This is a genomic window from Limimaricola cinnabarinus (assembly GCF_047631075.1).
GTDB classification, from domain to species: Bacteria; Pseudomonadota; Alphaproteobacteria; order Rhodobacterales; family Rhodobacteraceae; genus Limimaricola; species Limimaricola cinnabarinus.
In genome coordinates, this window is sequence record NZ_JBLHYX010000002.1 from 101,977 (window position 1) to 125,330 (window position 23,354).

At 59.7% G+C, this 23,354-nt stretch carries 21 protein-coding genes and 1 tRNA gene; 12 read left to right on the forward strand and 10 right to left on the reverse strand.

Translation table 11 applies throughout. The features are described 5' to 3' along the window. Positions 1–5: 5 nt before the first annotated feature. Together mutY and ACJASC_RS02325 are read left to right on the forward strand one after the other, a co-directional pair. The gene (gene mutY, locus ACJASC_RS02320) at positions 6–1,082 is read left to right on the forward strand and encodes an A/G-specific adenine glycosylase (RefSeq protein WP_045320112.1); all 1,077 of its coding nucleotides are present in this window, start codon (positions 6–8) and stop codon (positions 1,080–1,082) included. A gap of 9 nt (positions 1,083–1,091) precedes the next feature. Then, entirely contained in the window at positions 1,092–2,234 is a 1,143-nt protein-coding gene (locus ACJASC_RS02325) for an alkane 1-monooxygenase (protein WP_415143223.1), read from the forward strand. Here the strand turns inward: ACJASC_RS02325 and ACJASC_RS02330 are convergent. The 3 genes from ACJASC_RS02330 to ACJASC_RS02340 form a co-directional block, all read right to left on the reverse strand. Then, positions 2,231–3,340, reverse strand: coding sequence for a site-specific DNA-methyltransferase (locus tag ACJASC_RS02330; protein ID WP_415143225.1), 1,110 nt, complete (start codon positions 3,338–3,340; stop codon positions 2,231–2,233). The two genes, ACJASC_RS02325 and ACJASC_RS02330, sit on opposite strands and share 4 nt — an antisense overlap. Positions 3,341–3,431: 91 nt before the next feature. Next, entirely contained in the window at positions 3,432–4,061 is a 630-nt protein-coding gene (locus ACJASC_RS02335; protein ID WP_415143227.1) for a ribonuclease HII, read from the reverse strand. 195 nt (positions 4,062–4,256) lie between these two features. Further along, positions 4,257–5,399, reverse strand: a complete 1,143-nt coding sequence (locus ACJASC_RS02340; protein WP_415143229.1) for a hypothetical protein — start codon at positions 5,397–5,399, stop codon at positions 4,257–4,259. 204 nt (positions 5,400–5,603) lie between these two features. On the opposite strand from ACJASC_RS02340, the gene ACJASC_RS02345 reads away from it, so the two are divergent. Together ACJASC_RS02345 and ACJASC_RS02350 are read left to right on the forward strand one after the other, a co-directional pair. Beyond that, positions 5,604–5,888, forward strand: a complete 285-nt coding sequence (locus ACJASC_RS02345) for a hypothetical protein (protein ID WP_415143231.1) — start codon at positions 5,604–5,606, stop codon at positions 5,886–5,888. Beyond that, positions 5,836–6,564, forward strand: coding sequence for a winged helix-turn-helix domain-containing protein (locus ACJASC_RS02350; protein WP_415143233.1), 729 nt, complete (start codon positions 5,836–5,838; stop codon positions 6,562–6,564). The genes ACJASC_RS02345 and ACJASC_RS02350 overlap by 53 nt, the downstream gene beginning before the upstream one ends. Before the next feature lie 4 nt (positions 6,565–6,568). On the opposite strand, the gene ACJASC_RS02355 is transcribed toward ACJASC_RS02350, so the two are convergent. From ACJASC_RS02355 to ACJASC_RS02365, 3 genes are all read right to left on the reverse strand, one after another. After that, positions 6,569–7,285 carry a Crp/Fnr family transcriptional regulator gene (locus tag ACJASC_RS02355; protein WP_021692915.1) on the reverse strand — a complete coding sequence of 239 codons (717 nt, stop codon included), beginning with the start codon at positions 7,283–7,285 and terminating at the stop codon, positions 6,569–6,571. A gap of 250 nt (positions 7,286–7,535) precedes the next feature. Then, positions 7,536–8,630, reverse strand: coding sequence for a tyrosine-type recombinase/integrase (locus tag ACJASC_RS02360; protein ID WP_415143235.1), 1,095 nt, complete (start codon positions 8,628–8,630; stop codon positions 7,536–7,538). A 215-nt stretch (positions 8,631–8,845) separates the two neighbouring features. Then, positions 8,846–9,061, reverse strand: a complete 216-nt coding sequence (locus ACJASC_RS02365; RefSeq protein ID WP_415143237.1) for a hypothetical protein — start codon at positions 9,059–9,061, stop codon at positions 8,846–8,848. Positions 9,062–9,238: 177 nt separating this feature from the next. Here ACJASC_RS02365 and ACJASC_RS02370 point away from each other — a divergent pair, with 177 nt between their 5' ends. From ACJASC_RS02370 to ACJASC_RS02395, 6 genes are all read left to right on the forward strand, one after another. Beyond that, positions 9,239–9,673 (forward strand): helix-turn-helix domain-containing protein, encoded by a 435-nt coding sequence (locus ACJASC_RS02370; RefSeq protein WP_415143239.1) that lies wholly within the window; start codon positions 9,239–9,241, stop codon positions 9,671–9,673. Between the two features lie 589 nt (positions 9,674–10,262). Next, a complete protein-coding gene (locus ACJASC_RS02375; RefSeq protein ID WP_415143241.1) occupies positions 10,263–11,648 on the forward strand; it encodes a TRM11 family methyltransferase in 1,386 nt (461 codons plus the stop codon). 67 nt (positions 11,649–11,715) lie between these two features. Beyond that, the gene (locus tag ACJASC_RS02380) at positions 11,716–14,220 is read left to right on the forward strand and encodes an ATP-binding protein (RefSeq protein WP_415143243.1); all 2,505 of its coding nucleotides are present in this window, start codon (positions 11,716–11,718) and stop codon (positions 14,218–14,220) included. Further along, the gene (locus ACJASC_RS02385; RefSeq protein WP_415143245.1) at positions 14,221–15,957 is read left to right on the forward strand and encodes a hypothetical protein; all 1,737 of its coding nucleotides are present in this window, start codon (positions 14,221–14,223) and stop codon (positions 15,955–15,957) included. A 254-nt stretch (positions 15,958–16,211) separates the two neighbouring features. After that, a complete protein-coding gene (locus ACJASC_RS02390) occupies positions 16,212–16,472 on the forward strand; it encodes a HigA family addiction module antitoxin (RefSeq protein WP_415143247.1) in 261 nt (86 codons plus the stop codon). Positions 16,473–16,489: 17 nt separating this feature from the next. Continuing rightward, positions 16,490–17,821: a hypothetical protein gene (locus ACJASC_RS02395; protein WP_415143249.1), complete on the forward strand. Its 1,332-nt coding sequence runs from the start codon at positions 16,490–16,492 to the stop codon at positions 17,819–17,821. A gap of 43 nt (positions 17,822–17,864) precedes the next feature. On the opposite strand, the gene ACJASC_RS02400 is transcribed toward ACJASC_RS02395, so the two are convergent. The 4 genes from ACJASC_RS02400 to ACJASC_RS02415 all read right to left on the reverse strand — a co-directional run bounded on the left by ACJASC_RS02400 (position 17,865) and on the right by ACJASC_RS02415 (position 20,968). After that, entirely contained in the window at positions 17,865–19,418 is a 1,554-nt protein-coding gene (locus ACJASC_RS02400) for a relaxase/mobilization nuclease domain-containing protein (RefSeq protein ID WP_415143251.1), read from the reverse strand. Further along, positions 19,412–19,840 carry a plasmid mobilization protein gene (locus ACJASC_RS02405; protein ID WP_415143253.1) on the reverse strand — a complete coding sequence of 143 codons (429 nt, stop codon included), beginning with the start codon at positions 19,838–19,840 and terminating at the stop codon, positions 19,412–19,414. Before ACJASC_RS02405 ends, ACJASC_RS02400 begins: the two co-directional genes overlap by 7 nt. Positions 19,841–19,881: 41 nt before the next feature. Continuing rightward, complete coding sequence (locus ACJASC_RS02410; RefSeq protein ID WP_415143255.1) at positions 19,882–20,667, reverse strand: hypothetical protein; 786 nt, start codon at positions 20,665–20,667, stop codon at positions 19,882–19,884. 224 nt (positions 20,668–20,891) lie between these two features. After that, positions 20,892–20,968 (reverse strand) — tRNA-Arg (locus tag ACJASC_RS02415). 107 nt (positions 20,969–21,075) lie between these two features. Between ACJASC_RS02415 and ACJASC_RS02420 the strand changes: the two genes are divergently transcribed. Then, complete coding sequence (locus tag ACJASC_RS02420; RefSeq protein ID WP_021692914.1) at positions 21,076–22,101, forward strand: LacI family DNA-binding transcriptional regulator; 1,026 nt, start codon at positions 21,076–21,078, stop codon at positions 22,099–22,101. Positions 22,102–22,255: 154 nt separating this feature from the next. Beyond that, positions 22,256–23,266: a histidine kinase dimerization/phosphoacceptor domain -containing protein gene (locus ACJASC_RS02425; RefSeq protein ID WP_052512673.1), complete on the forward strand. Its 1,011-nt coding sequence runs from the start codon at positions 22,256–22,258 to the stop codon at positions 23,264–23,266. Positions 23,267–23,354 lie beyond the last annotated feature (88 nt).

The window sequence follows — 23,354 nt, forward strand, 5'->3', positions numbered from 1 at the left end:
AGGAGATGCGCGTGACCGAGAGCGAAATGACGAGCGCGCTGCTCGACTGGTACGACCGCCACGCGCGGACCATGCCGTGGCGCACCGGCCCGGCCGAGAAGGCCGCTGGGGTGCGGCCCGATCCCTACCGCGTCTGGCTCTCCGAAGTGATGCTGCAGCAGACCACCGTGGCCGCCGTCCGAAAGTACCACGACCGCTTCACCGCGCTGTGGCCCACCGTCGCGGATCTCGCGGCGGCCGATGATTCAGAAGTCATGGCCGAATGGGCGGGGCTCGGGTATTACGCCCGCGCCCGCAACCTCCTGAAATGCGCGCGCGCCGTTGTGGCCGATCACGGGGGGCGGTTTCCCGACACGCATGACGCGCTGATCGCGCTGCCGGGCATCGGCCCCTATACCGCTGCCGCCGTGGCCGCGATCGCTTTCGACCGGTCCGAAACGGTGGTCGACGGCAATGTCGAACGGGTCATGTCGCGGCTTTTCGATGTGGCCACCCCGATGCCCGCCGCCAAGCCCGAACTCATCGCCCATGCCGCGCGGCTGACCTCGCACGCGCGGCCCGGCGATCACGCGCAGGCGGTAATGGATCTCGGCGCCACGATCTGCACGCCGCGCAACCCGGCCTGCGGCATCTGCCCATTGCGCGATCCCTGCCTCGCGCGCCTGCGCGGCACCCAGACCGAACGCCCCGTGAAAGCCTCGAAGAAGGCCAAGCCGCACCGGCGCGGCTATGCCTATGTCGGGCGGCGGGCAGATGGCGCGTGGCTTTTGGAGACGCGGCCCGACAAGGGCCTTCTGGGCGGCATGCTCGGCTTTCCCGGCTCCGACTGGGGCGAGGCTCCGACCCCCATGCCCCCCGCGGCGGGCGACTGGCGCGCGGCGGGCGAGGCGGTGCATGTCTTCACCCATTTTCGGCTGACACTCACCGTCATGGTGGCCGATCTGGCCCCGGTGAACCCCGAGCGTGGGCATTTCGTTCCTGAAGACGCCTTCCGGCCTGGCGCGCTGCCCACTGCGATGCGCAAGGTGCACGACGTCGCGGCGCCGCATCTCTCCGTTGAGCGCAGACATACCGCTGGCTAGAGTTCCCGCATGAGCACCCTCCCCGCCACCCGCGCGCCCCTTCTCGCCGCCCTGCCCTACTGGGTGTCGCTGCTGACGCTGCCGCTGGCGGCTTTTGCGGCTTATATGGGCGGCTGGTGGGTGCTGCTGCTGCCGGCCTTTGCATGGCTCCTGTTCGACATCCTCGACCTCGTCGGCGGGTTGGATCAATCGAACCCCGACCCTGACACGCCCGATGAGGCGCTGTTCTGGCACCGGCTTCTGACCATGGTCTGGGTGCCCGCGCAGGCGCTGATGACCTTCGGGCTGATCGTCTATGCTACCCGCGCCGGACATCTGGGCGGCTGGGAAAAGATCGGGCTCTTCGTGGGTCAGGGCGTGATCTCGGGCGCGGTCGGCATCGTCTATGCGCACGAACTCCTGCATCAGCGCGACCGGCTGGAGCGTTGGCTCGGCGACATTCTCCTCGCGATGGTGCTGTGGTCGCCGTTCCGCTCGCATCACCTGAGGGTGCATCACCTGCATGTCGGCACCCCCGCCGACGTGGTGACCGCGCGCTACAATGAAGGCTTTCACCGCCACTTCGCCCGCGTGCTGTGGCGGATGCCGCGCGACGCTTGGCGGGCCGAGGCACGGCTTCTCGCGCGCAAGAGGCTGACGATGCGCAGCCGCAAGAACCCGTTCTGGCGCTACACCGCCCTGCAAACCGGAATGCTGGCGCTGGCGCTGGTATTGGGCGGCATCGAGGGGCTCGTGTTCTTCGCGCTGCAGGCCTTCGTCGCGATCTGGCAGCTGGAGCTCGTGAACTACATCGAACATTACGGGCTGACGCGGAAACATTTGGGCGAGGGCCGCTACGACCACGTGCAGCCGCGCCATTCATGGAACGCCGAGCACCGTGCCTCGAACAAGCTGCTGATCAATCTGCAGCGCCATTCGGACCACCATTACAAGCCCGACCGGCGCTACCCTTTGCTGCAGACCTACCCCGAGGACGAGGCGCCGCAGCTGCCGCAGGGCTATCCGATCATGGGCGTGGCCGCGCTGATCCCGCCGGTATGGCGGCGCATGATGAACCCGCGCGTGCGCGCATGGCGCAGGCGGTTCTACCCGGAGGTTTCGGATTGGGGGCCGTATAAGCGGAGCGAGTTGCCAAGGCCGCGCGGGGCCTAGCCCTCGGCCATCTCCGCGCGCACCTGCTGGCGCAAAAGGTCGATCGGCACCGTCACGCCGTCGCGCTTGAAGTGCCAATAGGTCCAACCATTGCAGGACGGCGCGCCTTCGAGCTGCGCACCAACCTGATGGATCGACCCCTTGGCCTCGGAGCAGACCAGCGTGCCATCGGCGCGCACCCGCGCCTTGTGGCGGCCGCCCAGGCTGTGCAGCACCTCGCCCGGGCGCAGCATCCCACGCTCGACCAGCACGCCGAAGGCCACGCGAGGCTCGGCCCGCTTGGAGGTCGAGACCTGCAGCGCGTCCGAATCGTAGGTGCGCACCTGCGCGATCCGCGCCTCGGCGACGCGGCGATACTCGGCCTCGCGCTCGATGCCGATGAAATCGCGGCCCATCGCCTTGGCCACGGCACCGGTGGTGCCGGTGCCGAAGAACGGGTCGAGAATCACGTCGCCGGGATTCGTGGTGCCGAGGATCACCCGGTGCAGCAGCGATTCGGGCTTCTGCGTCGGATGCGCCTTCTGGCCGTTCTCATCCTTGAGCCGCTCGTTCCCGGTGCAGATCGGCAGCACCCAGTCCGAGCGCATCTGCACGCCCTCATTCAGCGCCTTCAGCGCCTCGTAGTTGAAGGTGTATTTCGCGCCCTCGGATTTCGAGGCCCAGATCAGCGTCTCATGGGCGTTGGTCAGCCTCTTGCCGCGAAAGTTCGGCATCGGGTTCGACTTGCGCCAGACGACGTCGTTGAGGATCCAGAAGCCTTGGTTCTGCAGCTCCGCGCCGAGCCGGAACACGTTGTGATAGCTGCCGATCACCCAGATCCCGCCATGGGGTTTGAGCACGCGGCGCGCCTGCTTGAGCCAGGCGCGCGTGAAGGTGTCATAGGTCTTGAAGCTGTCGAAGCTGTCCCAATCGTCATCCACCGCGTCGACGCGGGAATTGTCGGGGCGCATCAATTCGCCCTTGAGCTGGAGATTGTAGGGCGGGTCGGCAAAGACCAGATCGACGCTTTCATCCGGCAGCTTGCGCATCTGCGCGACGCAGTCGCCCGACAAAATGCTGTTCAGGGGGAGGCTGGCCGCCCCCCGGCTCTTCGACTTCGTGGTCATGGAAAACGCCTCTGATCCGCGGCGGTGGCCCGCTTCGTGGTTGTGGATAACTATGAGTCAGAGGTGAGTCGGTGTCAAAATCTTTTTCGAATCAGTCGGTTGCGATTTCGGGTTGATACAACATGTTGTGGATGGGTTTGAACTTGCGCCTATGATGAGGCGTCACCCCCAGATCCAGTAGAGCGGCCATGTGCTGGGCCGTTCCATAGCCCGCGTTGCGCTCCCAGCCATAGCCGGGATGGGCGCCGGCCAGCTTCGCCATGATCCGGTCGCGTTCGACCTTGGCGACGATCGACGCGGCGGCGATCGACAGCGACCGCCCGTCGCCGCCCACCAGCGTCTCACAAGGGTGATCGAGCCCGCGCGGCACCATGTTGCCGTCGACAAGGACGTGGCAGGGAGGAGCGGACAACCCGGCGATGGCGCGGATCATCGCGAGATGCGAGGCGCGCAGGATGTTATGGGTTTCGATCTCGGCGACGCTGGCATGCGCCACGCAGACCTCGGCCGTCTCGAAGATCGCTCGGGCCAGAGCGGTACGGCGCGTGGCACTCAGCTTCTTGCTGTCGTCGAGACCTTCGGGAATGCGCGCGGGGTCGAGTATCACCGCCGCCGCGGTCACCGGCCCGGCAAGAGGGCCGCGGCCCACCTCGTCGACGCCACAGATGCGCAAAAGCCCACGGGTCCGGGCGGCGGTCTCGGATGTGAAATCGGGCGGCATGTCGGCGCTTCTGGCGCGAGGACCGGCGGCGATCAAGGTCCGGGACAAAAAAACGGGACGGGGCGCAGATGCACCGCCGTCCCGCACTCGTCAACAAGGCGCACTCGTGAAATCCATGCGGGGGTGAAGGCCGAGGCCCCCACCCCCGGGGCGATGCGGCAACTGGGGCAAGAGCCGCATCTCTGCTCGACCGTGTTACCGGACGGCAATCCTGTAGCCGCGACCCCGCAGACACTGCGTGTCGTAGCCTGTCGTGACCTGACCCGCGTCACTGCCGGTCACGGCGCAATCGGCGGGAAAGCTGCGGGCCAGCACCGGGTAGCCGTCGAGGCAGTCGCCATCGACCACCGAGGCAGCCCTGAAATCGATCTGACGCTGGCGCAGGCAGGCGAAGGGGATTTCGCCGGTCGCCACCGGCGTGGTGGTCTGGGGCATCGGCAGCGCGCTGGCCGAAGAAGGCTGCCAGTCGCGCAAAAGATCGGGCGTCACCTCGTCGCGCGGCACCGGCGGCAGCGCCTCGGGCGCGGCAGGGGCCGCGGGCGCGACCGGAGCCATCTGTGCTTCGAGCCGGGCCCGCGCCTCCGCCCGCCGCCGGGCTTCGGCGTCGCGGGCGATCTGGGCCAACCGCTCCTGCTCGGCCTGCTGGATGATCTGCGACCGGCGCGCCTCGGTTTCGGCACGGGCGAGCGCCTGCGCCTCGGCGCGGGCTTGGGCTTCGGCGCGGGCCTGAGCATCCGCACGGGCTTGGGCCTCGGCACGGGCTTGGGCGTCAGCGCGAGCCTGAGCCTCGGCACGCGCGCGCGCCTCGGCTTCGGTTTCACCAGCGGAGCCTGTCTGCGCGCCAAGCACGGATCCAAGATCCACCCCGAGTTCGCGTCCGATCACATCGAGCCCCGCCGCGCCGCCCGAGCCGCCGATGAGCGCGCCCAGCGCCCCGAGCGCCGCCCGGGTGCGCGCCTCGCGATCCTGCTCGCGGGCCTCTGCTTCGGCGCGGGCGGCCTCGCGCTCCTCGCGCTCCTTCTCAGCTTCCCTTTCGGCCTGCTCGCGGGACTTTCGGGCCTCCTTGCGCGCCTCTCTGGCGTCCTTTTCGCGCTCCTTGCCCTCTTCCCTGGCCTCTTTCTCTCTCTCCTCGCGCGCTTTGGCCTCGGCCTTCTCGCGCTTGTCCTTCTTCTTGTCGCGCTCTTGCTTGGCCGCCGCGCCGATCACGCCGAGCGCCACCAGCCCGCCGATCAGGCGGCCCATGTTCTGGTCGTCTTGCTGCGCCAGCGCCGGAGCGGGGGCCAGCCCGGTCAGCCCGAGCGATAGCGAAAGGGTCGCGGCGATGAGGCGTCGAGCCATGTCGGTCTCCGTATCTTCAGCTCCGGCTGGAGCGGATCTTCGGCTCCCGGCGGAGCGGATACCCTGCGGCCGGCCGATGGTGCGGGGCCGGGGGAGGCAGGTCTTGGACGGCAAAGTTGGGTCAAACTGCCCGACAGGCAATAACGCGGCGTCCCGCGCCAGCCGTTATTGAATAGCACGAGCCGACGCCGCATGGTGAACGGCATGAAAACCCTCGCACTCACCCTTTGCCTCCTCATCGCCGGCGCCGCCTCGGCGCAGGCGGCCTGCTACGCCGACTACAAGGCCAAGCGCGACGATCCGCTCAGGCTGCATTACGGCGTTGCCGAAATCTCCCCGCCATGCGACCAACCCGAAGCCGCCGCGGACGAACTGCGCCCGCGGCTCGGCTCGGATGGTTGGAAACTCCTCGCCATCATGAGCCTGTTCGGCGAGGATGGTCTGGAGAAAAGGCGGGACAGTGCAGGCGATTACTACCTCCGCTACTGAAGCAAGGCAGGCGGGCAACAGGATCGTCACGGCGGGCCTCGCCGCGATCGCGCTGCTGCTCGTCGGAGCGGCGATCCTGCTTTTCGTCAACCTGCCCGACGCCAACGCCTTCAACGCCCGGGTCGAACAACTCTTCGTCGAGAATGACGACCTGACCGCGCAGGCCGAGATCAAGCTTCTGGAGATCCTCGCGCAGTCGGGCACTGCCTTTTCCGAGACGCTCACCTCCTACCGCTTCGTGATCTTCGTGCTGCTGACCTTCGCGCTGGCGATGCTGGTGGCGGCGGTGGCGTTCCTGTTGATGCTGGTGCAGCTCAATCGCCGCATGGGCCGGATCGAGCGCAAGGGCATCGAGGTCAATTCGCTGGTCATCAGCCGCGATCAGAACGCGGTGCATCTCAACGATTTCGAGTTCAAGCTGACACCGGCGGCGATCGAGACGCTGTCGGTGCTGGCCGAGGCGCGAATGGATGACGAGGTGCTGTCGGGCTCGGAGATCGAAGCGGTGATCTCGGGCCGCTCGGCCGCCGATTGCGACGAGGCGGCAGGGGCCACGCGGATCAAGCGGCTTCGCGACACGCTGGGCAACCAGCTGGTGAGCGAGCTTCTGGTCAAGAACATCGCCAAACGGGGCTATGTTCTGGCGATCGACAAGTCGGTGATCCGGATGCTGTGACGGCTCAGCCCGTCAGCAGCCGCGCGTATTCCGCCTCGGGCACGCCGTAGCAGCCGCCCACCATCTCCTCGAGCCCCTCGCGGTCGAGAATGCGGATCAGCCCGCGCGTGGCACGCACCAGCCCCTGCCCTTCGAGGATGTGCAGCGACACGGTGACGCCGGCGCGGCGCACGCCCAGCATGGTCGACAGGAAATCATGCGTCAGCGTCACCTCGTCGCCCTCGATCCGGTCGTGGCACATCAGGAGCCAGCGGGCGAGGCGCGCGTCGAGCTTGAGCTTGGCATTGGCGAGCGCGGTATGCGCGGTCTGGATCGACAGGGCGTGGCAGTAGTGCAGAAGCCGCTCGCGCAGGGCGTCCTGCTGCAGCGCTTCCTGCAGCCGCGCGGTCTCCATCCGGTAGCCCGCGCCGCCGATCTGCACCGTGGTCTGATGCGGCGAACGATCCGTGCCGAGCACCACCATGGAGCCGGACATGCCCTCGCGTCCGACGAGGCCCGCCTCGATCCGGGCGCCGCCCTCGGGGGTCATCGCGACGATGGAAATGACGCCACGGGTCGGGAAATAGACATGCTCGACCGCTTCGTCGGGTTGTTCGATGATCATGCCCTGAGGCAGGTCGACGGATTCGAGATGCGTCAGCATGAGATCGGCCAGCGCTGCGGGCATCCGGGCCAGCAGCTGGTTGCCATCACCTCGTGTGCCTTTTTCTTCGACCTTCATTGATGCCTTCTTGCCCTCGGGCGATCGCTCCATGGGCGTTTCGGCCCCGTCGGATGCATCCTTGACGACGTCGTTCCCATCCATCCGTGCTAAGTCTAGGCAACAGTAAACGCCAGTATCAGGCAATGTTCCGTGCGGACTCGCACAAACGTCCGGATGGTGCGACATTCTATCATACAATGAGGAGTTTGGTGACCCCGGCAGGATTCGAACCTGCAACCTGCCCCTTAGGAGGGAACCGTTCATAGCGTTATTCCTTCTTTGATTTCTGGCGTTTGGGTGTTTGTACAGTGTCCGCTTGTACGTGATTTGTACGAAAACGGGCCCTGACATCGGCCTCATCCGTCTCTGCATGGGCGTAGATACGCATGGGTAAATTCGGGTCTGACCAGCGGCCAGCCTTGGCTGCAGTGACAGGATCGACGCCCTGACGGACGACCAATTCAGTGAAGAACCCGTGCCGCCCCGCAGGGTGGGCAGAGAGGTATGGGATGCCCGCACTCTTGCAGATCGTCTTCCAGCGCGTGTTGTAGCCCGTTGAGCTTCCGTAGCCGAATACACGCGGCTTCATAAACTTGCCGGTTTTGCGGTTCTTCGGACGCTTGGGAGGTAGGGCCAGCAGCTCGTCCATCATCTGAGGCGAAACAGTTATCCAGCTTTCCGGGTGGCCCTTTTGCGCCTTTACCCTGACCTTGTTCTCGGCTGGGCGCAGATCGTCAGGCTCAATTGAGACAGCCTGATCGATCCGCGCCGCCGTCTCGAACATGAACCGGACCAGCGCTGCGTTGTATGAATCAGCGGCCCGACAGAATGCCTCGATCCATTCCTTGTCGGCTGGCTTGCGCTCGACACGGCTGTTCTTCCCGCGACGCTTGTCCTGGGCAATGCGCTCGAATTTGTCATAGGGCTTCACTCGAATGAGCGGTGTCCCTTCCAGCTCATGCGCGTTGTTGATGACCGCACTCGCAGGCGTCACAATCTCGCGCCACCAAGTATCGGTCGATGCCTTGGGCTTCAGCTTAGGTCCAAGGCCCTTCAGAAGCGCACCAGAGATTGCGCCCAAAGGCATGTCACCAATCTCTTCCACAATCGGAATCAACTGTTTCGCGGTCTTGGGGGAGGCATTGTAGACCATGATTGCATCGGAGAACGTCTTGCTTGGCTCATCGCCAACAACATGACGACGTATCTGGAGCTCGGTCTCGCGGTTTATCCAGTCCCGTGCGCCCGCTTCTGTAGATGCCTTAGTGCTTCGCCGGTATGGGCCTGCGATTGGCCTGCCGTTGTATTCGACCCAGCCCTTAGCCCAGTAGAAGCGACCCCTCTTGTAGATTTGGAGCGGCATGCCTGGCCTCCTTCAAAAATCTTGTCGATTTGCGCGGGCGTGATCAGCATGGTCCGCCCCAACCGGTAGAATGCCCCAGATTCATTTGCCCGCTCGCGCAACGTTCGCTCTGAGATATCGATCCCCATGTCCGACATGACCGCGACCCATTGGGCAGGCGTCTTTCCCAGCCCCAAGATTTGAGAACCGTCAGCAGCATCTTGGTTAGGCATGGATCAACACTCCCTGCGCGAGGTTGCGGCTTTAGGTTCAGCTTTGACCGTGAACTGGGCCACATACTTTTCCCAAGCCCCGATGGGGATTTTCGGGTTCCGTTTGCCAGGCGCGGTGTAGATGTGATCCAGCATATCCTCACGGATCAGGTAGCGAACGTTGGTCACAGGAATGCCGACGCGCTCAGCAAGTTCTTTCGGTGTTTCAAGGAGTTTCATCATGCGTCACCTCTGGCTGTCTCGACCACAAAACGAAGCAAAAGATTCTGTTTTGCCTTCAGGATGAAACAAACGTACGCTCGGTATGTAAGAAACGAACGCATAGCCGCGATTTATGGTCATATTTTATATATATGACCATAATCGTGGTCAGTGCAACTAATTTTGGGGTTGCGCATGACTGTTGAAGGCCTAGGACATCGGTTGTCGGCGATAAGACGACAAGCAGAACTCTCGCAAGAAGAGATGGCGGAAAGGCTGGGAATCAGCAGAAGCGCCTATCAATACTACGAAAGAGGCGAACGGGACCTGACGGGTTCGCTGCTCCTAAAGGTATTCCGGCTGTTCGACGTTGACCCCCTTTGGGTGCTCGAGGGCGATTCCGAAAATGGTGTGAGCAGACGTGAGAGAGAGATTAGTCAGGCATACCGAAAGATCGGCTTGGCTGTGGAGCGACGTATCGAAGATCGCGGTCTGCCGGTGGCACCTGCGAAGAAGTGGGATGCAATCGACTTTCTCTTCTTCGAGTTTCTTCAGTCTGAGCCAGCCGTTGTTGTGGATACTACGCCAGACACTCATCGGATCGATAGCGTATTGAGGTTGGTTGCATGAATAGCAATGAGATGTTCCCGTCCAATATCCATTTTCTTAAGCCACGCAAGTTGGTCTTGTCAGATAGGCTGGACCGTTTTTTGAATGAGAATGCCTTAGCTCCCAAAGTCGCACCGACACGTTGCGATCCAACCCGACCAAAAGCGAATGGGATCAATGCGATCACTTGCACTTCATGCGGTCAAACGGAGTACATTCATCGCGACCACTGTCGATGTGGTCACTACTTACGCGGCCAGCTTGAGGATGAATACCTTGAATGGGAAAGCCGAATCCACTCCTGTCACGGATCACTTTCTGAGCAAACGGATAAGAAGCTTTGCAGACTTCGTCTAATATTGCTGCTAGCAATGCCCTTCTTGGTCGTTCCACTACTCCTGCTAGCGCTACAGCCTGGGAACGCTGCGTTGACTTCCCTACTATGGATGATACCGGGATTGCTTATTCTCGGGGCTTTCGCGATTATTGAGCAGATTATGACGCGGGCCTTGCGTGCGAGCGCCAGCTTCATTGGCAGCTATACATTCGATGATTTTGTTGAGCAAAAGCACCAATTTCGAAATACCACCACTGTTGGAATAGATGGCCAGTGGACAGCGACGCACAATTCGAAGACAACACCGTTATGACATTGAACTACAACAATTCTTGGAAAAATGAGAGCGTGTTTCAACAAGGACAACTTGAAGCAACCTTGGCGGCGTTCAACCAAGACACACCGCGGAACTGGCTCGTGAGCGGAGAAAAGTCCCGCCATGATTTGCATGGCTTGATCAGGTACCCCGCCATGATGGTGCCTAGCATGCAGGGTGATATTCTTGATGCAATATTGCGAGAAGTCGGAACAGATGTGCATGTAATCGACCCTTTTGTTGGGTCGGGCACGGTGATGACAGAAGCTGTCCGTAGGGGCCTGGAATTCACCGGGATAGACATCAATCCATTGGCGATCCTTATATGCCAAGCGAAGTCATCCGTGGAAGCAGGCAACTGTTTGGACTCTGCCGTTGTTCAAGTTCTTGAAGCAGTTAAGTCTGATTGGAGCGAGGTTGTCGAAGTTGATTTCCACAAGCGAGACAAATGGTTTGAGCCACATCAACTAATTCTGTTTTCTCGTTTTAGACGGGCAATATTGGGTATAAGTGACCGTGCGAAACGAGGCTGTCTTTGGGTGGTTTTCGCTGAAACTATTCGTTCTTGTTCTCGCACTAGAACAAGCACTTATAAACTACACAAGAGACCTGACGGCGAAGTTGTTTCCGAAAAGGCCATCTTGGACACGTTCGAAAGAAATCTCTATTCTCTTTTGGATCGGGTAGCTGAATATAAGGCTGATCGCGCCTTGGCCCTACAAAGTGCACCAACTCCCGAGCTCATTTGTAGCGCAACAGAGAATGCATCCTTTAAGAGACGGGGCTCTCATCGAGTGGTCATAACGTCTCCGCCCTATGGGGATAATCGAACAACGATTCCTTACGGGCAGTTCAGTTACCTCGCTTTGAATTGGATTCCATGTTCCGATCTACCCAAGGTTCCAGTGTCCACCGGTCTGGCAAACCCTGCTGCGATTGATTTTGCCAGCCTTGGCGGATCGCTGAAAGATGCTCAACAGAAGACGGAGAAGATCGAGGCGATTTCGACAACTGCAAAGGAGTTCTTTGAGAGTGCACGCGCTGCGAAAAATGAAGAAAAACTACGCAAAGTAGGAGCATTTCTTTGGGATTATTATGTAGCGTTAAAGAAAGTAAATGAGTGCGTAGGGACACCTAGCCACTGGGTGATAACTTCCGGGAATCGCACTTCAGCGGAAACGCTTGTTCCTTTTGATCTGATTGGACGAGAAATCATCGAGTCTTTCGGGGGAAAGTGGATCAAAAACGTTGAAAGGCGGCTTCCAGTCAAACGTATGCCGAGCAAGAACAATCGTGGGGATATGATAACGACTGAATCAACGTTGGTGGCCTCTTTTGGTTAGCGATACGCGAAACAACCCGCAGCTCCGAGTTGGTGCACATGTTCTGGTCCAACTCGGTCGAGAACTGGTGACCGACCCAGAACAAGCAATCCTGGAGATTGTGAAAAACGCTTATGATGCAGACTCAAAAGACTGCACAATCGAAGTGGATACTCGCGCAACTGGCACCCTCGAGCACACCTCCGTGGCCTCGGTTCTATCTAGGTTCGGCGAGTCGACAGATACTGTTGAAGCAGAGCTATTTGCTCCTGAAGAATATTCGGGACAAGAAGCCAGCGATGAAAGCGACCCGCCACTTTCTCGAAAGCTAAGTTACACCGGAAAAATCTGCATCCGTGATCAGGGTGACGGGCTATCCGCTGAAGCTGTGAGAGACTCATGGTTGGTTGTCAGTAACTCGATCAAGCGTGTCGAGTCTGGAATGCCAAAACCAAAGACAGATGAAGGAAGGACCCCGCTTGGTGACAAGGGGCTTGGTCGACTTGGTACAATGCGGTTGGGCGATATCCTGCTTCTACGATCAGCACAGGAAGGTTCGTCTACAATAAATATCGCTTGGTTTCGTTGGAAAGACTGTGATGGTGCCGAGACCTTGGACACCATTCCGGTCCAAATTTCAGCGGAGCCAAACACAGGTGGTTTCAAGGGGACCGAGGTAATCGTGCTTGGTCTCAATGATCTCGCCAAGTGGCGCGATGAACGCCGAGCTGCTGAGATTGCCTTCTCAATCGCGGCAATCGTATCTCCATTTGAATCTATCAAAACCTTCCCGGTCAGTGTGCGCATCGATGGGAAATCCTATGACATGGAGCAAGTGACGAGCGATCTCTTGGCTCAAGCCGTCTCATCGTTCGACTTCAAGTTCCAAAAGGATGATGGCCAGAGTGACGACTACCACCTCCTTGCCAAAGCTACGTTTAGACAGAGTGTCTTTACAGCTTCTGCCAACCCAGAGGCTGTAGACAGAGCGAGAAGCGTTTTCTCAAAAGACCATGGCAAAGACTTTCTTGCATGGCTCAAGCAAAGCAAGAAGCTCAACAAGAAATATGATAGCTTAGAAATTTCTCCGGGCGGTGACTGGGTAATCGAGATCAAGGACCGAACACCCTTTTCAAGAATAATCAAGGGGAACCAGTCTGTTATCGGAAATCCTGGCCAGTTCTCAGGTGCTCTACACTACTTCAATTTTGGCAGAAGTGGACCAGCCGCCGCAGGTTCGGGTGCAACGAGTGCCCGCCTGAAGAGAGTTGGCGGCATAGCAATTTTGCGTGACGGCTTTCGTGTCCGAGCAGGGGACGATTGGCTGGACTTAGCGAGAAGCATGACATCGGGTAGCACCTACCACCTTCGTGTCGACAACACGATTGGCTACTTCGCACTGAGTGGCGAGCACAACTTCAGACTAACGGAAAAGTCTGATCGTGAGGGATTTGTTGGTGATCAATACTACCGTGGCTTTGAAGAGATTGCCAAAAAATGCAGGGACTTCTCAAACAAAGCGCAAGAAGATGTAAGGCGCGGACTGGATCAGTATCTTCGGGAAATCGAAATCTCAGAGAACAACGCGGCTGGTATGTCATCAAAGGCTGCTGTCAAAACGGTAAAGAGTTCAGCGAGTAGCATCAACGCTGCGGCAAAAACCGTCGCTGCGATAGCGGAAACCCAACGAACCGCTATCGCAACATTGAATAGCAAGGTCTCTCCGGTTGAGCGGGCGGATGAGGCATTGGGTTTAGCCCAGCAAAATCTTGCAACTATGGAAAAATTGGCCGCCGATTTTGACAAAATGCGCGACCTCGCTGCTGCGGGTGCCGTCGTTGCACAGGAGATTGGGATGCGCAGCGAACAAGTTGCCGCTCTGGTTGAAAGTGCTGCTGTTGGCTTGGCAGCGCGTGGGTTGACTCACGAGTTGCACACACACCTTTCCGAAATTGAAAGAAGTACGAGTCTAATTCGAAAAACGTTGCAGGGCACTGAATGTGCCGAGAAAATTAGACTTCAGCTACGCCATATCGATCTTGCGCGTCGTGCAATGTCCGGTGCCGCAGCCCAGATTGACCCCATGTTGCCTCGTACACGAGCGGTCAAAGAGCAACTTGATGTAGCCAACTTCATTGGCGAATACTTTGCTGCCAGAAAGTCTGATCTTGAGCGTGAAGGGACACGGGCTGAAGTCGTCAGGCTTGATGGTGCTTTGGTAGTGCGGATGAATCGCAATCGATTGCTTCAGGTTGTAGACAATCTTGTTCTAAATAGCCGCTACTGGCTTCAGGATGACGGCGCTCCTGAAACAGGCCACCGACACATCACGGCAACGGTTGACTCCAGAGGCTTTACAATCTCCGACAACGGGCCCGGAGTTGAGCCAAAGCTCGAAGAAACTCTTTTTGAACTGTTTGTGACTGAAAAACCCAACAGCGAGGTGGGTCAAGGACTTGGGTTGTACATCACTACCCAACTACTTCAGCTCGACGGATGTACTATCGAGTTATTGGCCGAACGGAACGCGAAGGGTCGTCGCCACCAGTTCCGAGTAGATTTATCAAAATTAGTTGACACTAAGGCAAATTAGATGACCACAGCTGAAACGCATTCATTGCTCGACGATCTGGGTCTCGGGCGAATGATTTGGATTGATGATTTTTTTGAGGCCTCAGTTGATCGCATCAAAAATAGCCTGATGCGAGACCCAGCACCGCTCTTAGACCTTGGGCTCAAGGGTTTTGGTGAGGTGGCGGCGCTCTCAGCTGACGACGACAAACTAGCCCAGTTTGAAGAAGCACTGATTACGGCCTTGAATGCCGCCTCGCAAACAGACCTCGCGACGCTAAACGCCGCCATTAGAAATCGCGCAGCACGCCAAGAAAATGAGCAAAGCGATGTTCCGTCACCTGATGAAGACTTGCCGTCAGAAACCATTCTAGCAGCTTGCGAAATGCTACGAGTTGACGAGAATGACAGACTGGGTTTCGAAGCTGGCTTGGCTTTTCTTGAATCTCTTGACGAAGACGAGGCACAAAAAGTGTCATTTGTCGTTGATCTGCAAGATGCCTTCCAAGTTAAGGGTATCGGGGCAACAGCAGGCGTGACCATCTTAAAGAAGATCTATACACGGGGCCGCTCGGAAACGGTTTTCATTCTGACCCATGAAGCAGAAATTGCTTCCGAAGCGGCAAAAGAGGACGAAATCGCTGAGGCCTTGGTTGAAGAACTCTCTTCCAAGCCGTTGCCATGCGTGATTTCCAAACAGCGTATCTCAGTGACTGAGCAAGCCGATTTGGCAAGTGGTATCCAGGTTGCACTCAAGCGCGCTTCGTTGCGCCAAGAGGTCTATAGAGTTGGACAAGCAGCTGAGAAACATGCCGCTTCTGCTGTTGCGGAAGCTCGCAAGAACATGTGCCGCATTCCACCTGAAGAACTCGACAATTTTTTCGTAGCTCGAGCGATACGAGACGGTGCCTCAGACCTTCACATGATTGAGCGGATTTACTCTGCGCAGGTCGAAAAGAGCGTACGTCATATGTTCGTCGAAGATAGCGAAGTGAAATCTGCGGTGAGTAGAATAAGACGGTTGAGAGACGTTCCTCTGCAAACGCCCGCAAGTCCAACTCATCCCGCGATAGCGAAGTTTAGGCTGGATGAAATGTGGTTAGACGGCAATTTTTTGCAGACAAGCTTCTCGCCCCTATCATTGGGGGACATTTTCCAGACTAACGACGCAGCAAAACGCCAATTCATCCTTCTGGGACAACTATGCGACCTCACGCTTAGAGAAGATGGTAACCGAGCTGCTTTCTCTAGTGATCTTGTGCATTTCAAACCCATTGCTGAACCTGAGAAGAAATTGAAGACCATTGACCTGAAGGTCGGCCCAGATGGTGGGTTCATGCGATTTGACTTTAATAGCGCATCCCCAGCAAATTTAAGAATTCTTGACCTAGCCAGCATGAACAAGGACGGCGCAGTAAAGATCTCTACTGTTCAAGCCCCCGAAGCGGGAATGCTCCCTGGTCAGAGAACAGGCCTCGAAAAGACGTTAAAGTTGCTAAAAGCGGTACTCGGCAATGAAAAGGCGAAGGCTGCGGAGATCACAAAGGCGCATGCCCGATGCCAGCTTACTATGAAAATTGACAATCCGTTCAATGGTATAGCCAAACCTTCCCTTACGGACAAAAATGGTGTGAAGGAACTAAGTTGGAACTTAATACGTACTGGCCGCCTCCAGTCACCATACATTGATCAACTTATGGATCGACAACTAATGCTTGTTGGACGGCGCGCTCTGGACATTGAGTATCTTCCAGAGTGATGGCAGCAGCTCGACAGGGCGTCTCGACTTAGATTAAGAAAGTGTGATCGAGATTTGGGCGGTTTCAGTCCTTTCATAATCGCGTTTCAAGGATATTTTGATCCCAGTCAGGCAACCACCGGGGAGAACTGAAAAGGGACCAAGCCTAGCAACAATCTGTGCGGATCAATAGACAATGGCGCATCTGCTTTGTCTGGCCTCCAAACGGCCCCGCCGATGTCGAGGTAGTGGACTACCATTGAGAGGATAAGCTGATGAAAGTGCTTGACGTCCCGATGCACCCCGGTGAAGTGCTGAAGGAGCTATATCTCGACCCCTTGGAGATGGGGGTCATCGAATTTGCGAGGCATCTCGGCATATCTCGGACTCGGATGGAGCGGTTGATCGAAGGCACGAGCGGGATCACGCCTGACACGGCGCTACATCTGGCCCGCGAATTTAACACGAGCCCAGACTACTGGGTGAACTTGCAGACGAGCTACGACATGTCGCTGGCGGCAAACAAAAACAAATGACTGGCGACAACGGCAGGTTGTGGATCGCTCCGCGCGATGGTCAAGGTTGGCGTGATGAATACGTTCTGGCCGCCGTGAATTGGCTTTGTCAGTCATTGCCGTCGGCAGAAATTGATATACGTATGGCTTCGACTGAAAGCTACTTCCAAACTGCTAAGCAAAGGTGGGCGCAAGGCGATCGCGTACCATTGTTTGACAAAAAGGACACGATTTCTTGGTACTTACATCAGGCCGTACGATATGCTGATCCCAATTTGAGGCCAGACTTTTTCTTGCCAGAAGGGTACCGGATTGCACCACTCTTTCGTCGGCTAGGCCAACTCTTGCCCAACTTGCTTGAAGTGGAGGCGGTAGAAGAGCGTGCAGCCCGTATATTGAAAAAGGACAGAGGCCAGCCAGACGATGCGCTGTACGAACTGCTGGTAGCCGGTGCTTACAAAAGCCGTGGCTGGGATAAGGTCGAATTCTTGGACGAAACTCCCGGGCTCGGAAAGCGCAACGACCTATTTGTCGAGCGCGGCCCAGAGCACTGGGCAATAGAATGCAAGCGCACTGGGCGGTCAGGGTACGCGTATGAAGAGCGCGTCGCCGCCGAAAAGATCGCGCAAAATGCGCATTCTCTATCCAAAAGACTAGGGAAATCGTTCGTTGCACTCGTCCAGTACAAAGAAGAAGTCATTGAGCTGGCAGAGAATTATCTAGAGAGTAAGATCGAACGATTCCTTGAGAGTTCGGGTCCATTCGAATGGGATGAAGCCAGTAGCCGAGGGGTGGTTTTCGATCTGACTTGGCACGATCTTTATGTCGTTCTCAACCACGACGACATCTACTTTGGCTCGAGTCGTATGGTGGAACTCATACTTGGACAGTATGATCCAATCATGGACTTCACGATGGATGGAACTTGGACGCCGGCGGAAGGCCGCCCTTTGCACGCTACATGGGTAGATCAAGCAAGTCTTGTGGTTTGGAGAAGCACATCTGAGGTTGCGGAACAGCGAAAAGCGCGGCACTTTCGTAGCGTGGTTGGGCGCGCGTCTCAACAACTTCCGGGCAATTCTCCAGGTGCAGTTCATGTCGGTTATGAAAACGCGGGCGGCAACGGCGTTGAAAGACTTCGTCACCAGCTCAATCGACAGACTATGTTGGACTTTGACCCAGGCAAGACTGGTTTGCGCATGGTCTACGGCAATTATTTCATGCCCGAACTCGTGACCTCTCGGAACGAAAGCTGCGCGGTATCGGAAACTCTCGCTTGGTATCCTGTGGGCGGGGGACGCGAAGTTCACCCATTGCCTGAACATATGCTCTTTTCAGATGAAGATGGCTTGCCCGGCGAGCACTTTTGATCCCTCGAACTAAGCTGTGCGGGGATCGACTGCGAACGTGAACTCAATGCCGCAACCCTCGCTCCGCATGAGCCTCCTGGCTGTCTAGCTGTCCCTCAATCTCTCGGCGGCGGCTTTCGCTAAGGTCAAGCTCTGCTGCAAGGTCTCGTTCAGCGTCTTGTAGCTCGCCTCGTCGTTCAGCAATCCGCTCAAGGCCTTCATGGATGCGGCTTGTGAACGAATGAGCAAGGTCACGCAGTCTTTCAAACCAGCCAGTTCCCTCTCGATCCTGCCGGTCGAGCGTGACTCCAAGGTGGTCAAGTCCTTCGCTGAGGTTTCTGAGGCCGTGACCAACCGCTCGACGCAGGCGAGCAAGTCGCGTTCCAAGGCTGTCAGTTGGGTCATCTAATCCTCCTCGATCCGAATGCAGGTGACGTGCCTCTCGCCCATCGTGCAGGTCCTGAGCCGCGTCTTCGATGGGTCCAGGATCAGCCAGGTCCCCTCGGGCCGCTCGATCCGTGTCAGTCCCAGTTCCGTCAGCTCCGAGCGCGTCAGATGCACCGTCCAGAAAAAGCTCGCGGCCATCATCAAGGCGATCCCCGTCAGCACCATCCCCGCGATCAGCCAAGGCGAGATCGTCAGCCAGAGGCGGATCGACCTCAGCCGCGTCTCGAACATGCTCGCCGTCTCGGTCTGAAATCGGCGCGTATCGCTCGCGATGGTATGCTGCGCGGCGCCCACAATGTTCTTCAAAACGATCCTGAAGCTCTTGAGCTGGGACGAGATCGAGGCGACGTGCTCGGCCCGGATCGTGTCGAGTTCCGCATTCAGTTTCTCGCTCAGGCGGGTCGGCTTGCCAGTCTTCATGGAAAATCTCTCCTTTCAGCCGCCAGCGCTCGCCCGTGTCCGGGTCTCGCGCGGTGATGTAGGCCTTGCCGGTGCGTGGCAGGTCGAAGCCTGCGTCGGTGAGCGCCTCGATCATGGTGGCGCGGTCTGTGATCAGGCCGAGATCGATCTGGTCCTGTATCCAAGCGTGCAGCTCATCCCGGCCCTGGGCGCGGGTCGGGGCCTCAACGGTGTCGCGGACCTCCTGCGCGCGGTCCACATCCATCGGATCGGCCCAGCCGTGGCGCTGGTTCATGACGTCCCGCAGGCTGTCATAGGCATCCTGGTAACCCGGTGGTGCAATATTGAGGCTCTTGCCTGTGGTCAGCTCCAGGCGCGGCGTGCAGAAGTGAAGCTCGACCCGGCCTTCGTGGCGATGGCGGACCCAGAGCACCTCATATTGCTCAGGGTCCAGCCCCGCGAAGGCCAGCCGCTCAAACTGGTCCATGACCTCGGCCTGTTGGTCCTCAGTCGGGTTGTCGCTATCCGCGAAGCTGATCACGCCCGCGCGATAGGTCCACTGATGACGGCTGGCGTCGATCAGGGCCTCGGTGCGCTCGGGGTTGCCTCGCAGGACTTCTGGCAAAGGGTCGCGGGTGACGGTCAATGGCTGGCCGTCCTCATCGCGGATCAGGTCGCGGTTGCCGTCATAGGCCAAGACTCGCTCGGCCACGATATAGCCGACCGGCCCCGCGCCTGCGCCTTTGCCATTGGGGAAGAACTTGATCAGCACCGCCGCGCCTCATCGAGGAGCGCGGCGAGCTGGCGTTCGATCACCACAAGGCGGCGGGCGACGGTCAGCGTGTCGAGGTCCGTGCGCCCGACCTTCATGGCGTGGTTCAGCCAGCGGGCGATCTGGTTGAGGTTGCCGCCGATGCGCCCGACCGCCAGCACCAGCGCCGGATCGACGCGCGGCACGGGCTTGCGGCGGCGCGCCTCGGTCAGGCCAAGCGCCTCGCGCAGGAGCGTTGCTGCGGGCAGGCCTGCGGCCTCGGCCTTGGCGCGTAGCTCGGCCTTCTCGGCCGCCGTGCACCGGAAGACGAAGGTCTCCGTCAGCGGCTCCTTTGCGCGGGTCTTGCCCGCGCCGGTGGGGTTCGAAGGGGAGGCTTGCCGCCCCTCGCAAGGTCCCGTGTCAGAAGCGCCAGCGTATGACATGGGTCGCCTTGCTGTTTGCTCTTCGCTGGGATCGGTTGCGGTCATGATCTGAGGCCCGCTGCTTGGATTTGCGCCTTGGTCACCAGCTCTGCGGTCAAAAGCGCATCGATCTGGCCGGGCGTGATGTGGCGGCAAAGTGGATGGCGATCTGTGATCCATGTTGCCAAGCCTGCCAGCATCTGATCTTCCTTGGCCTTCGTCTCTTCGCGGTTCTTGGTGATGTCCTCCACGTAAGCGCGCCACCGTCCCGACCTGAACCAGTTGTCTGAGAAACAAACCTTGGAGCGGGTGAAGCCCGCGCTGTCCGCCGCGTAGGCCTTCACGGCCTGCAACAGGTCCTCGACCTCTGTCCCAGCGTCCAAAGCCTCCCTGATCCGACTGAGGCACTCAGCCTTCCCGCGCAGACGGTCGCGCGGATAGGAGGCCAAAATCTTCTCAGCATCTTCATCCACTGCCGCCACGCGCTCGCGCGTAGGGGGTTTATGGATGGTTTTAGGATGGTTTGGGGGCCGTGGTGGCCCCGGTACCCCGGCCACTGTGGCCCCCGTTCTGGGTCCAGTCTGGACGGGGTCCACTGTGGCCCCCGTCTCAATCTCGGGCTCGGCGGTCAGTTCAAGCGCCTCGATCCGAGCCAGATCGATCCGGTAAACGACGGTGAATCCGTTCTTGCACCCGCGCGCGCCAGTTTCGATCAGGATGCCTTCCTTCAGGAACTCCCGGATTGTCCGCTTGACGGTGGTCTCCCCCAGCTCCGTGTGCCGCTGGATCGTCCCCTTCGAACACCAGATGCCGGAACCATCATCAGAGGCCTTGTCCGCCAGAAACATGATGATCTGCTTACGCGTCGCACTCCCGAACTTCCGCTCCGCACACGTATTCGCCACCCGCCAGCTCATCGGATGGCCCCAAAAGCCGCACAGACGTGCGAATTTTGTACAGGTTTTGTACGAGATTTCGGTCGTTTTCGGAGAAATCGGCGGAAATCCAAACGGGACTTTCTGCACACTGCTGCAGAACCCCTTGCAAATAAGCCATATTTTTCAGGTAGTTTTGGCGACCCCGGCAGGATTCGAACCTGCAACCTGCCCCTTAGGAGGGGGCTGCTCTATCCAGTTGAGCCACGGGGCCACGCCTCCATTCCATGCCCGGCTTTGTTCAGCCCGTCAACGTCGCTTGGACAAGCCCGTCGCCTCGCCCTATAGCTCTGGCACCCATTCCATCCCCGGACCCTGCCCATGACCATCCCGCCCCGCCGCCCCCTCACCCTGCGCGACGTCTCCGAGGCTTCGGGCGTCAGCGAGATGACGGTGAGCCGGGTGCTGCGCAACAAGGGCGACGTGAGCGAGGCCACCCGCGCCAAGGTGCGCGCGGCGGCCAAGAAGCTCGGCTACGTGCCCAACCGCATCGCGGGATCATTGGCGTCGAGCCGGGTCAACCTCGTGGCCGTGATCATCCCCTCCTTGGGCAACATGGTGTTCCCCGAGGTGCTGTCGGGCATCTCCGAGACGCTGGCGGGGACCGGGTTGCAGCCGGTGTTCGGCGTCACCGACTACCTGCCCGAGACCGAGGAGCGGGTGCTCTTCGAGATGCTGTCTTGGCGCCCCTCGGGGGTGATCATCGCCGGGCTGGAGCACACCGAGGCAAGCCGGGCGATGCTGATGCGCGCCGAGATCCCGGTGGTCGAGATCATGGACAGCGACGGCGCGCCGATCGACGCCTGCGTCGGCATCAGCCATCGCCGCGCCGGACGCGAGATGGCCGAGGCGATCCTGCGCGAGGGGTATCGCCGCATCGGGTTTCTGGGCACCAAGATGCCCGCCGATCACCGGGCCCGCAAACGCTTCGAAGGGTTCACCCGTCACCTCGCCCGCGCAGGCGTCGAGATCGCGGATCAGGAGTTCTATTCGGGCGGCTCGGCCCTCAAGAAGGGCCGCGAGATGACCGAGGCGCTGCTGTCCCGGACGCCCGATCTCGACTTCCTCTATTTCTCCAACGACATGATCGGCGCGGGCGGGCTGTTGTGGCTGCTCGAACAGGGCTTCGATATCCCCGGCCAGATCGGGCTCGCGGGGTTCAACGGGGTCGAGCTTCTCGACGGGTTGCCGCGCCAGCTGGCCACCATGGACGCCTGCCGCCGCGAGATCGGTCGCGAGGCGGCGCGGATCATCGCGGCGCGCTGCGCCAACCCCGCCGAGGGCGGCGCCGAACGGGTCGAGCTGACGCCGCTGATCGCGCGCGGCGACACGCTCCGGCGACGCTGAGAGGCCGTCTCGCAGCGCGTACGAAGCCGGACATCCCCGGCTTTGCGGACAATACCCCCTTCGCATAGGTTGTCACTTGGCCTAGCGTCTTATCCACAGTCGCATCGAGGTTGGACGAGTGCCGGGAGATGCCCGGACGAAGGGGGCGCGGGCCATGACGAAAATGCCGCTGCAGATGACACCGCGCGAGATCGATTCCATCTTGGGTTTTCTGGCCGACGGGTTCTGCCTGTGCGAGATGCTGACCGATGCGCAGGGGCGCCCGGTCGATTACCGGTTCCTGCAGACCAACCCGCAGTTCGAGGAAATGACCGGGTTGCACGACGCCATCGGACGCACTGCGCGTGAGATGGTCCCCGATCTCGAACCCTTTTGGGTCGAAACCTATGGGCAGATCGCCTTCGACGGCGAATCCCGGCGATTTCAACACGAATCCCCCGCCATGGGCCGGTATTTCGACGTCCATGCCATGCCCACCGAGCCGCTCGGTTGCTTCGCGCTGCATTTTCGCGACATCACCGAGACCAAGCGCATCGAGGCCGAGCGCGAGCAGGCGCTGGCCGAGGCCCGGCAGCTCTTGATCGAGTTGAACCACCGCGTGATGAACAGCCTCGGCACCATCTCCTCGATCATCTCGATGGAATCGCGTGCCCGCCCCGAAGGCGAGGGGCGGCTGGCGCTGGGGCGAATCGGCCGACGGGTGCAGGCGGTGGCCAATCTCTACCGCAGGCTCAACGCCTCGGATTCGATCGACACCGTTTGCTCGCGGGACTATCTCGGCCAGATCGTAGCCGGGCTCACCGCCTCGATCGGCCGCGACGACGTGCGGATCGAGGCCCGTATCGCACCCGTGCGCCTCTCGACCCGGATCGCGGTGCCGCTGGGGCTGATCGTCAACGAGCTGGTGACCAACAGCCTGAAATACGCCTTTGCCCCCGGCATCGACGGGACCGTGATCGTGGCGCTCGACACCATCGGGACGGACGAGCTGCGTCTTGAGATCCGCGACGATGGCCGCGGCCTCGCCTCGGAGGCGCGCGATGCCGAAGCCAGCGGCATCGGCCAGAAGCTGGTCCGGTCCTTCGCCACCCAGCTTGGCGGCGACCCGGTGATCGACACCGGCCCCGAGGGTACGGCGGTGACGCTGCGCTTCCCGACCGGCTAGGCCCGCGCACCACCCGGCCACCGCGGCCGGCTGCGACAAACTGCGACAATGCCGTGCTGGAATTCGCGGCCCGTGCCTGCGATCTCTT